Annotated in this window: 8 protein-coding genes and 1 other RNA gene; 2 read left to right on the forward strand and 7 right to left on the reverse strand. The window is 42.1% G+C overall.

From position 1 onward, the window contains the following. From sufD to ydiJ, 6 genes are all read right to left on the reverse strand, one after another. Complete coding sequence (gene sufD, locus ACWPW6_RS11140; protein WP_249998860.1) at window positions 1-1305, reverse strand: Fe-S cluster assembly protein SufD; 1305 nt, start codon at window positions 1303-1305, stop codon at window positions 1-3. Next, window positions 1280-2026 carry a Fe-S cluster assembly ATPase SufC gene (sufC, locus tag ACWPW6_RS11145; RefSeq protein WP_154625060.1) on the reverse strand — a complete coding sequence of 249 codons (747 nt, stop codon included), beginning with the start codon at window positions 2024-2026 and terminating at the stop codon, window positions 1280-1282. Before sufC ends, sufD begins: the two co-directional genes overlap by 26 nt. A 45-nt stretch (window positions 2027-2071) precedes the next feature. Beyond that, window positions 2072-3571 carry a Fe-S cluster assembly protein SufB gene (sufB, locus tag ACWPW6_RS11150; protein WP_163862014.1) on the reverse strand — a complete coding sequence of 500 codons (1500 nt, stop codon included), beginning with the start codon at window positions 3569-3571 and terminating at the stop codon, window positions 2072-2074. A 16-nt stretch (window positions 3572-3587) separates the two neighbouring features. Beyond that, window positions 3588-3968, reverse strand: a complete 381-nt coding sequence (sufA, locus tag ACWPW6_RS11155) for a Fe-S cluster assembly scaffold SufA (protein WP_154625058.1) — start codon at window positions 3966-3968, stop codon at window positions 3588-3590. A gap of 370 nt (window positions 3969-4338) precedes the next feature. Further along, window positions 4339-4755: a hotdog fold thioesterase gene (locus ACWPW6_RS11160; protein ID WP_154623916.1), complete on the reverse strand. Its 417-nt coding sequence runs from the start codon at window positions 4753-4755 to the stop codon at window positions 4339-4341. Further along, window positions 4752-7808, reverse strand: a complete 3057-nt coding sequence (gene ydiJ, locus ACWPW6_RS11165; RefSeq protein WP_249998862.1) for a D-2-hydroxyglutarate dehydrogenase YdiJ — start codon at window positions 7806-7808, stop codon at window positions 4752-4754. The genes ACWPW6_RS11160 and ydiJ overlap by 4 nt, the downstream gene beginning before the upstream one ends. Window positions 7809-8075: 267 nt before the next feature. Between ydiJ and ydiK the strand changes: the two genes are divergently transcribed. Both ydiK and rprA read left to right on the forward strand, forming a co-directional pair. Further along, a complete protein-coding gene (ydiK, locus tag ACWPW6_RS11170) occupies window positions 8076-9191 on the forward strand; it encodes an AI-2E family transporter YdiK (protein WP_154623914.1) in 1116 nt (371 codons plus the stop codon). A 244-nt stretch (window positions 9192-9435) separates the two neighbouring features. Then, window positions 9436-9545: antisense sRNA RprA (rprA, locus tag ACWPW6_RS11175), an RNA gene on the forward strand. A gap of 392 nt (window positions 9546-9937) precedes the next feature. Here the strand turns inward: rprA and ppsA are convergent. Then, entirely contained in the window at window positions 9938-12313 is a 2376-nt protein-coding gene (ppsA, locus tag ACWPW6_RS11180; RefSeq protein WP_154622634.1) for a phosphoenolpyruvate synthase, read from the reverse strand. Window positions 12314-12487 lie beyond the last annotated feature (174 nt).

The raw sequence follows: 12487 nt of genomic DNA on the forward strand, positions 1-12487 counted from the left end.
TTAGACCTCTGCTAAGCGCTGACGAATATTCGCCATAACCGCTTGTTTGAGTTCTTCAGATTCGATCGATTCTGTCAATTCAGCTGCAAAAGCAATAATAATCATATGTTTTGCTGCTTTACCGTCGATCCCTCTCGAACGCAGGTAAAACAATTGTTCATCATCGATACGACCAACCGTTGCACCATGTCCGCATTTCACATCATCAGCATAGATTTCTAATTGAGGCTTAGTATCAACTTCGGCCTTATCACCCAATAATAAGGTGTGATTACTCATTTGACCATCTGTTTTCAACGCATCCGGAGCAACTTTGATCATGCCGTTGAAGACGGCTTTACTGCTATCCATCGCAATAACTTTATGTAACTGACGGCTTTCGCAGTGACCGACATTATGTTCGAGATAGGTACGAGTATCGACAATTTCATTATCTTTAGGCAATAACATGCTATTCAATGAAAAGTCAGCATTTTCACCCGATAACTGTGCGCTAGTATGGTGGCGAGTCAAAGTACCGCCAAGCAGAAAACTGCTGCTCAACACTTGGCTATCACGACCAACGATGATGTCATTATGCGCAAAATGTTGTGCTTGGTTATTCTCGTTATTCAATTTGAAGTGCTGATATTGTGCGTTATCGCCCACCTCAACCGTTAAACGACCACCCGTAAAGTGCGGTTTATCATTAACACTGACATAGTGCTCAATCACTTGTGCCTTGCTATTGGTATCCAATGTCATGTGATAACGATAATGACTGTGATTCACGGTTTCCTCATCATCACCACTCGAAATATTCAGCAGATAAAGTGGTTTTGGTGCGATTTGGTTTGCACCGAGGTGAATAACAATCGGTTGTTGCGCAAGACTTTCTGTTAAATGCAAGAAAACCTCTCCATTAACAGCATCTGGTAACATATCTTGGCTGTCTAATAACGCAACTTTGAACGGCCCCATATCAATTGAACTGAGTGTCGAATTATAACGACCGTTAACAAGTACAATTCGGTAAGCATCGATAGGTAATGCCAATAACTCACATGCTTTTTCATCAACAACGTTTTCAGCAAAGCGATATTGAGTATTTAAGACCGTTTGCAATGGCGTATAATGCCAATCTTCATGACGAAAGGCAGGTAAGCCAACGTGGTTCGCTTTTTCCCAATGTGCTGCTGCATGCTGGGATTTATCCCCAGAACGTTGTTCGAAAAGTGTTGCAAAACGCGCCATTGCTTGCTCATTTAGTGCAGCGACCTGAGCACGTTTGTTTGCTCTTTCACTGTTGGTCAATAAGCCAGCCATAACCTTGCTCCTCCAGTTTTTTCGCCAAGCTGAAATCACCTGATTTGATGATTTTCCCCTGATACAGTACATGCACGAAATCAGGTTTGACGTAATCCAGAATGCGCTGGTAATGCGTCACGATAATAAAAGAACGTTCTGGAGAGCGCAGTGAGTTAACACCATTTGCAACAATCTTCAATGCATCAATATCCAAACCTGAATCGGTTTCGTCTAAGATACACAGCTGTGGCTCAAGAGCTGCCATCTGTAAAATATCATTACGTTTCTTTTCCCCCCCCGAAAAGCCAACATTCACTGAGCGAGTCAGTAGATCTTGTGGCATTTCAAGTAAGTCGATTTTATCTTCAATAAAATCTTGGAAATCAAAACGATCTAAGGGTTCTTGCTGACGATATTCACGTACCGCATTCACGGCTGTTTGCAAGAAAAACTGGTTACTCACACCCGGAATTTCAACCGGATATTGGAACGCTAAAAAGATACCTTCCCCTGCACGTTCTTCAGGGTCTAACTCGAGTAGATCTTTCCCTTTAAAGATCACCTCGCCGCCGTCAATCTCATATTCTTCACGGCCAGCTAACGTCGCAGATAACGTACTTTTACCGGAACCATTTGGGCCCATAATGGCGTGAACCTCACCCGGTTTAACTTCCAGTGATAAGCCCTTTAAAATTTCATTACCTTCTACACTTACATGTAAATTTTTAACACTTAACATATCAACATGCCTTTGGCGCTTTTGCGCATATAAACCTGATTGTGATCAGCCGACGCTATGTTCTAAGCTGATTGCCAGCAATTTCTGTGCCTCTACCGCAAACTCTAATGGAAGTTCCGAGAAAACATCTTTACAGAAACCATTTACGATCATTGAAATCGCATCATCTTCACTAATTCCACGCTGTAAGCAGTAAAATAGCTGATCTTCCCCAATACGGGAGGTGGTTGCTTCGTGCTCGAGTTGCGCAGTGTTGTTTTTGACTTCAACATAAGGGAAGGTATGTGCTCCACACTGAGTTCCAATTAACATTGAGTCACACTGAGTGAAATTGCGTGCATTATGAGCGCTTGGTAATATTTTGACTAAGCCGCGATAGCTGTTTTGACTTTTACCGGCGGATATACCTTTAGAAATGATCGTAGAACGGGTATTTTTCCCGATATGGATCATTTTTGTTCCCGTGTCCGCTTGCTGATTACCGTTCGTGAGTGCGACAGAGAAAAATTCACCAACAGAGTTATCCCCTTTTAAGATAACGCTTGGGTATTTCCATGTGATAGCCGAGCCTGTTTCAGACTGCGTCCATGACATTTTCGAATTTTCACCTTCACATAACGCGCGCTTGGTCACAAAGTTAAGGATGCCCCCTTCCTCACTGTCTCCACCTGAAAACCAGTTTTGTACAGTTGAGTATTTGACTTCGGCATCTTTATGAATAATAACTTCCACGACCGCGGCATGCAGCTGATAGCTATCACGCACAGGTGCAGAGCATCCTTCGATGTAGCTAACATAGCTACCTTCGTCGGCAATCAAAATAGTCCGTTCGAATTGCCCTGTTTTTGCGGCATTAATACGGAAATAAGTCGAAAGTTCCATAGGGCAGCGTACCCCTTTCGGGATATAGACAAAGGTGCCATCTGATGCAACTGCTGCATTTAAAGCGGCAAAGAAGTTATCGTGACTGGATACGACAGTACCTAAGTACTTTTGTACCAGCTCAGGGTACTCTTGAATTGCTTCGCTGAATGAACAGAAAATAATACCGTGTTTCGCAAGATCATCACGATATGTAGTAGAAACAGACACTGAGTCAAAAATCGCATCCACAGCAACGGCTTTCCCCTCACGTACAGGAACCCCTAACTGATTAAATGCTTCTTCAACTTCAGCTGTCAGGTAATTATTCGTTTCTGTCACGCCAGTTGCTTGTGTCGCACCGGTTTGCGAGCCACAACTATCGTCACACGAACCACAAGACGGTGCTGAGTAATAACTGTAGTCTTGATAATCTAAATTTGGGTAATGGGCTTTTAACCAATGTGGCTCTTCCATACCTTTCCAATGATGATAAGCATCAAGGCGGAATTTTAGCATCCACTCGGGTTCATTACGTTTCGCGGAAATAGCCCGGACAACATCTTCGTTGATCCCTTTGGCCATTTCATCTGTCGCGACATTTGTAAAAAAGCCTTCTTTATAACGCTGGTCATTAAGCCAGCTTTGAACTTCATCGCCAATTTCTACATTGCTCTGAGACATAATCTGACTTCACATATTAAATACCAAAGCTTTCACCACACCCACAGGCATGTTGCGCTTTCGGATTATTGAATTTAAATATACGATTAAGACCTTCTTGGACATAATCGATCACTGTGCCATCGATAAATGGCATTGCTTCTTTAGGTACAAATAGACATGCACCATCGTGCTCAAAGAGTAAATGGTTCTCTGTTGGGTTTTCTATCATTTCGAAAACATAGCCAAAACCGGCGCAGCCTGACTGTTTAACTCCCAGCGAAAGCCCTTTAGTTTCAGGATGTTGTTCCATCAATTTTTTGATTTGTTTCGCTGCGCTGTCAGTCAGGTTAACACCCTGCCAATTCGTTTCATCTATAGAAAAAGTTTCTACATTGTCATTCATTTTTGCAGTCATATTGACCCCACAATTTTCATGGCTTTTCAGCCAGTTATCAGGAGAATTCACTCCGTTTGTACTATGGTAGCGATAACCCTTGTCACTTCAACCATTTGTTTTGAAAGGTTATACCTATTTCAGTCTATTTTTTAGGCATTATGAGCCTATTTATTAGGCAAACAGAGCAAGAAGCTATTCTAACTTATTAAATATTAACGATTAAAAAAAGTTACATTTTTTTTAATATTATGTACTCATCAATACATTTAAATGGCACAAATTAATAAACATACATTTATTATACAACTTAATTTACTCAACAAGAATTGAAATTATAATGAAATAGTTGAAGTAACCTCAACTCGATATGAATTGAGGTTAACGAGGATTAATCAGAGAGTACTGCTGTTGTTAATCGAGAAGTACAACACAGTTGCCCTTTCTCATTGAAAATATCAATGTTCCAGACCTGCTGACGGCGTCCAAGGTGAATCGGTTTACAAATACCTTTAACCGTACCTTGTGTCGCTGAACGAATATGATTGGCATTAATTTCAAGGCCAACAACACGCTGTTCACCTTCACTGCACAGATAACCTGCTATTGACCCCAATGACTCCGCCAAAACCACTGAGGCGCCACCATGTAATAATCCAAATGGTTGCTTGGTACGCTGATCAACAGGCATCGTTCCTTCAATATAATCATCACCATAACCTGTGATTTCAATGCCGAGATGGCCTAACATACAGTTTTTTGCCATTTCCGACATATGGTCAAGCGTAAATTTACGTTTCCAAATCATTCAACTATCTCCAATAGCGCCTGTATAGGGTGCTTAATTTGCGTATTTTCCATCCGCTTCACTTGGCTACGGCATGAATACCCAGTACTCAGACAACGTTCTTTAGGTAACTTCTCTATTGCTGGCTTCCACGACAAATTATAGATGCCTTTTGAGTTTTTGATATTCGCAACTTCATGACCATATGTTCCCGCCATCCCACAACAACCCACGCTGATATTCTTCAACTCTTGCCCATAACGTTTAAATAAGTTTGCCCATTGGGAACCACTGTTTGGCAGTGCTGTGGTTTCAGTGCAATGAGCAAAGAAGTACCACGGCTCCGACGGTGCTGTTTGGCGTTGTGGCGGCTCTGGCAATGTAGCAAGCCATTCATGCGCAAGTTGCACAGTAAACTGACACTGCTGTTTTCCTAAGATTTCATGATATTCATCGCGATAACACAGTACCAACGCAGGATCCACACCCACCATAGGCAGTTCTAACTTAGCCACTCTATTGAGAAACGTTGCTGTTTTTTGTGCTGTTTTAGCAAAACGAGATAAGAAGCCTTTGATATGTTGGGCTTTACCATTTGGAGAGAATGGTAACAATACCGGTTTAAAGCCCAATTTTTCGACTAATTTAACAAAATCCGCGACAACTTTGGCGTCGTAATAACTCGTAAAGGGATCTTGTACAACCAAAACATAATGTTCACGTTGTAATGCAGACATCGCTTCTAACTGCTCGAGCGTCACAGTTATCGCAGCATGGCCGGAGAGTTGCTGTTTCAATGTTGGCTGTGAGAATAAAGGCAAATCGACCATGCCAATGGTTTGTTCACTTAACTTTTGTACCCAAGGTTGACGCAAGAAGAAATTAAATACGCTAGGGGCCTTAGACAATAAAGGGGCGCTATTTTCGACTCCCGCAACGATATGATCACGAATCGGCCTCAAATAACGCCCATGATATAACGCCAAAAATTTTGCTCTAAATGAAGGTACATCAATTTTAATCGGGCATTGCGTTGAACAGGCTTTACAGGCTAAACATCCCGACATAGCCGCTTTAACTTCATGAGAGAAATCATAATCCCCTTTTTGTGCCCGCCATGTGTTACGAGTTTTATCTATTAATCCACGTAGTGATGGGCGATCTTCTTTGATACCTTTTTCAAGGCTTTCAGGGGTTACTCCCTGCTCGGAAAGTAATCGTAACCATTCACGCACTAAGGTCGCACGACCTTTCGGGGAGTGAATTCGCTGCCCACTGATTTTCATCGATGGACACATAGGGCTTTTTACATCGAAATTAAAACACAAGCCATTACCGTTGCAATCCATAGCGCCACGAAACTCTTGACGTACTGATATGGGTATTTGGCGATCATAAGTGCCTCGTTTCGCCGCATCAACTTGTTTCATCGGCGCATCGAGACCAGCGGGAGGACAAATTTTTCCGGGGTTAAGGCGATTGTCTGGGTCGAAAGCGGCTTTAATATTTCGCAGCTCACCGTACAGCACTTCACCAAAGAATTCAGGACTGTATTCTGCCCTAAAGCCTTTACCATGTTCTCCCCATAGCAAGCCGCCATATTTTGCGGTGAGCGCAACAATTTCATCCGAAATTTGTTTCATCAATACTTCTTGCTGTGGATCACACATATCTAGGGCTGGGCGAACATGTAACACCCCAGCATCCACATGACCAAACATACCATAGTTTAAATTATGGCTATCCAAAAGCGCCCTAAACTCAACAATATAATCGGCTAAATGCTCTGGGGGCACGCAGGTGTCTTCAACAAATGGAATTGGTTTCGCCGCGCCTTTACTGTTCCCTAATAAGCCAACGGCTTTTTTACGCATATTATAAATACGGTTGATATCATCTAGGTCATCACAAATTTGGTAACCAATCACACCCGCTTTATGCTGCTCCATTAACTCATCTAGACGCTGGCACAAGCTCATTGTCAAATGATTAATTTCGTCTTTATCATCACCACTAAACTCGACAATATTCAGGCCAAGCATCTCTTTATTAGGCACATCGGTAATCAATGCTTTTACTGAATGCCAAACGATATCTTCCCGCGCTAGGTTTAATACTTTTGAGTCGACCGTTTCAACAGATAGTGCTTTCGCTTGCACCATAAAAGGGGCATTACGCAAGGCGGATTCAAATGAATCATATTTTACGTTAACCAGACGGCGCACTTTTGGTAAAGGCGTAATATCTAACGTCGCTTCCGTAATAAAAGCTAACGAGCCTTCTGAACCCGTTAAAATACGCGTTAAATCAAATTCGCTGAGATCGTCATTAAAGACATGACGTAAGTCGTACCCAGTTAGAAAACGATTGAGTTTGGGAAATTTTTCTTCAATCAAAGGGCGTTGCTCCAAACAACGCTCAAGTACAGTTTTATAAATACGTCCCGTCACAGAATCTTCTGACGCAATCGTTTGGGCAAGCGCAACAGGCATAGCGCGAGTATCGATGCATTCGCCCCCCAATAAAATTGCTTTAACGCCGAGAACGTGGTCAGAGGTTTTGCCATACACCAAAGAGCCCTGTCCAGACGCATCGGTATTGATCATGCCACCTAACGTCGCGCGGTTACTGGTCGATAACTCAGGTGAGAAAAAATAGCCATAAGGCTTGAGGAATTGGTTTAGCTGATCTTTGATCACCCCCGCTTCCACCTTCACCCAACCTTGCTCAGGATTAATCTCTAATATGCGGTTCATGTAACGGGACATGTCCACCACAATCCCTTCCGTTAGCGATTGACCATTGGTGCCCGTTCCCCCACCTCTTGGAGTGAAAGTCAGCTCACGGAATTTCTCTAGCCCAGCGACCCGAGCAACAATTTGCACATCGGCACTGGAGCGTGGAAAGACGACCGCCTGAGGTAATAATTGGTAAATACTATTATCCGTTGCCATTGATAGACGTTCTGCATAACTAGTACCATTATCACCGGTAAAACCGTGCTCTTGCAGTTGATGTAGAAATTCAATGACAAGCTTACTTAAATTAGGTGCTTCTATTATACGCGGGATCATTATTAACGATGACTCTTGTTGTTTAGTGTTCGCATTACTCGTTATGTACTATCTTTACTTTAAGTAGCACAATAGTGCCTGATTGGTTTGCAGAGTTTCTCCTGCAAAACCTGTTGTTGATAGAGAGAGTACAACCGCTGATGACATTGTCAGTGATGAACCATATCACAATATTGTTTTTTTTTGATCGTGAAAAAAAATTACATTATTTTCACCTAAAAAAACGGCTCACTTGCAGTGTTTTTATTTGTTAAGGATTAGGCATTAATGGAAAAATCGCAAAAACGACTCGACTTACCCAAACTTATCTTTGGATTGGCATCTATCATTTTAATGATAGCCGCCTGCTTTTGGGTACTAAATCCCTTTATTCTTGGCTTTGTGTGGGCTGGTATGATGGTGATTGCTACATGGCCTTTACTGTTACGTATCGAATCTCGATTATGGAATAAGCGCTGGCTTGCAGCCTTGATCATGGTCTCATTAATACTCCTTCTATTTGTAATACCTCTCGGTATTCTCATTGGTAGTATCATTCAAAATAGCACCCCGCTTGTTGAATTGGCGAAATCGCCAAACAGCTTACGCTTACCGGATTTAGAATGGCTTAATACAGTCCCCTTTATTGGTGAAAAAATTTATTATGCTTGGCATAGCTTAGTGGCTAGCGGAGGCAACGCATTATTAGCGAAAGTTCAACCTTATTTTGGCCAAGCGGCTGGCTGGTTTCTCGCTCAAGCCATCAATGCAGGACGCTTTATGTTCCATCTTGCATTAATGCTGCTCTTTAGTGGATTACTGTACCTAAAAGGGGAATCCGTGATGCTTGGTATCCGCCATTTTGCGGTTAGATTAGCAGGGATCCGGGGTGATGCAGCGGTGGTATTAGCCGCACAATCTATTCGAGCAGTAGCATTAGGTGTCGTTGTAACGGCATTAATTCAAGCCATTGTCGGCGGTATCGGCTTAGCACTATCAGGTATCGGCTACGCGGCTATCCTCACCGTATTATTGTTTATCTGTTGCGTCGCACAACTCGGCCCCCTTTTGATTATGGTTCCTTCTGTGATTTGGTTATTTTGGACGGGGGATACAACATGGGCGATTATCCTTGCTATATGGGCTGCCGTTGTCGCAACCATGGATGGTGTGTTACGCCCGTGGCTAATAAAAATGGGTGCTGACTTACCTATGGTACTCATTCTTGTCGGCGTGATCGGCGGCATCCTCTCTTTTGGTATGATTGGATTATTTATCGGTCCTGTCGTACTTGCCGTTTCATATAGCCTATTAAAAGCGTGGATGAATGAAGTCGCAATGCCAAATGAAAACCTTGAAGAAACCGAAAAGTTTCTTGAGGAAGAGTTTATGAGTAAAAAATAAATTAAAGTAAAATTCACCAACAGTATGCTTGCTATTAAGCATACTGTTGGATTAATGTTTATTCTCATTAATATTTAGAAACAATATTTAACAGACTTATATTAGTATTCAAACTTATTTGTGATATTATCCTTTGCGTTGAAACGAATTCTATTTATCTTACAGTCACTAAAGTTTACATTAAGAGTCTTCTTAATGAATATAAATTTTAAATAAATTATTATTAGTAAGCTAATGATTTACGTTTTGATTAATACAGATCTCAAAATCATGCCTCTTTTTTAAGCGTGATTGTCTCAATAGAATTGCTGTGTGTAGTCTTTGCCTGTCAGCCCATGATAGGCTTTTTTTTTATCTCCCCATTCAACATGAAGTTTATTCATATTCCCTAAGCGAACACGTTTCCATAGCAATAATTTCCCCCATGACATTACTCTAATTTAGAGTAAAGCATTATCGCATTGGGTTTATATGTTTATTTACTTATTCAATTCGAATTTTACTTAAAATGATTAACACTAATGGATCGGTTTATTAACCTTCTTAGGATTCTAATATGAGTAGTTCTAATTAAATTTTTTATGACTTATCAAATAGCTTCTTTTATTTTAAAACCAATAACGGCAATGAAACCTATCGATAGATTTTATTAATTTCTTTAATTGGTATATTCAATTTGATTTATAAAAAAGCCGACAATAAATTTGTCGGCTTGAGACTCTCGTCTTAAATAACGTATTAAGTTATTAAGAATCCGCTAATGTTAACCAAGTTTGGACAACAGTATCTGGATTTAAAGAGAGGCTATCAATCCCCTCTTCAACCAACCATTGTGCAAAATCTTGATGATCTGAAGGACCTTGCCCGCAAATACCGACGTATTTATTTTGACGTTTAGCGGCTTGAATTGCCATCGATAGCATTGCTTTCACGGCATCATTACGCTCATCGAACAATTCAGATACCACACCTGAGTCACGGTCTAAGCCTAACGTTAGCTGTGTCATATCGTTAGAGCCAATTGAGAAGCCATCAAAATGCTCAAGGAATTGATCAGCCAATAACGCATTAGATGGGATCTCACACATCATAATCACTTTCAGGCCGTTCTCGCCACGTTTAAGGTCGTGCTTCGCTAATTCGTCTACAACCGCTTCAGCTTGAGCAACGGTACGTACAAATGGGATCATAACCTCAACGTTCGTTAAGCCCATATCATTACGTACTCGTTTAACTGCTGCACATTCAAGTGCAAAACAGTCACGGAAGCTGTCAGACACATAGCGACCTGCCCCACGGAAGCCCAACATTGGGTTCTCTTCTTCAGGCTCGTAAATATCCCCTCCCACAAGGTTGGCATATTCATTAGATTTGAAGTCAGACAGACGCACGATCACACGTTTTGGCCAGAACGCAGCGGCTAGCGTTGAGATCCCTTCGGTCAATTTACCCACATAGAATTCAATAGGGTCATCATAACCTGCCATCATGGTCCGTATTTCATTTTGTAGCGCTGGTGTTTGAGCGTCAAACTCCAGTAATGCTCTTGGATGAACACCAATCATGCGGTTAATGATAAACTCCAGCCTTGCTAAACCAACACCTTCATTAGGTAAGCAAGCAAAGTCAAATGCACGATCAGGATTCCCCACATTCATCATGATCTTGACATCAAGGGCAGGCATTTCATCTACAGCAGAACTATGAATTTCAAAGCCAAGTTCACCTTCATAGACAAACCCCGTATCACCTTCTGCGCAAGAGACAGTGACTGGGCTATTTTCAGCTAGGCGTTCTGTTGCATCACCACAACCCACAACAGCAGGGATACCTAATTCACGCGCAATAATTGCAGCGTGGCAAGTACGCCCCCCACGGTTAGTGACGATCGCGGCGGCTTTTTTCATGATAGGTTCCCAATCTGGGTCAGTCATGTCCGTCACTAATACATCACCAGGTTGGATACGATCCATTTCATTTAAGTTATGAATCACTTTAACTCGCCCTGCACCTATGCGATGACCAATTGCACGCCCTTCAACCAAAACATTACCTTGCTGCTTTAATTGATAGCGTTCCATCACTTGCTGATTTGAACGAACCGTTTCCGGACGAGCCTGAACAATGTACAGACGACCATTATGACCATCTTTTGCCCATTCAATATCCATCGGACGGCCATAGTGTTTTTCAATCTGCAACGCTTGGCGAGCTAACTCTTCCACTTCCAGATCAGTTAAAGAGAAACGATTGCGCAATGCTTCTGGTACATCTTCAATCTGTACCTGTTTGCCATGTTCTTGGCTATCTGCATAAACCATTTGCAGTTTTTTAGAGCCAAGGGTACGACGGACGATCGCTGGACGCTGATTGATTAACGTCGGTTTATGAACATAAAACTCATCAGGGTTAACCGCGCCTTGTACAACCATTTCACCTAGACCATAGGCGGAGGTAATAAACACGACTTGATCAAATCCTGACTCAGTATCAATGGTAAACATCACGCCAGAAGACGCTAAGTCTGAACGAACCATCCGTTGAACACCCGCAGAAAGCGCAACGCCACGGTGGTCATAACCTTGGTGAACACGGTAGGAAATCGCACGATCATTAAACAAGGAAGCAAAAACATGTTTAATCGCGACCAATACCGCATCAATACCTTGGACGTTCAAGAAAGTCTCTTGCTGCCCAGCGAATGATGCATCCGGCATATCTTCTGCCGTTGCAGATGAACGCACAGCAAATGAAGCATCCTTTTCGCCTTCCGACAACGTTTGATACGCGGCGCGAATATCACTTTCTAACTGTGGTGTGAGAGGTGTATCAATTACCCATTGACGGATCTTTTCACCCGCGGCAGCGAGTTGATTAACATCATCAATATCCGTTTCATCTAGCAGCTGATAAATGCGTTGATTGACGCCGCTCTGCTCAAGAAAATCATTAAACGCCTGTGCGGTTGTCGCAAATCCGTTAGGTACGGATACACCAAGATCGGACAGGTTGGTAATCATTTCACCGAGCGAGGCATTTTTGCCGCCAACACGGTCAACATCATTCATCCCTAATTGGTTATACCAAAGTACATTACACGGAGTGAGGCCATTTGTGGACATTGAAAGCGATCCTTTATCTTTATCTAGCAATTTAGTGACAAGGTACAAATCGTAAAAAAATCTCATTGGCGATAATTCGCCTCACGAAATAGACTAGCACAGACAATATATGAAGATAGATAGGTGAATCGTTCCAACTAACAAGAAAAAATTTTTGTTCTAAAAATTGTTCAA

This window comes from Providencia sp. Marseille-Q8014, from assembly GCF_965112055.1.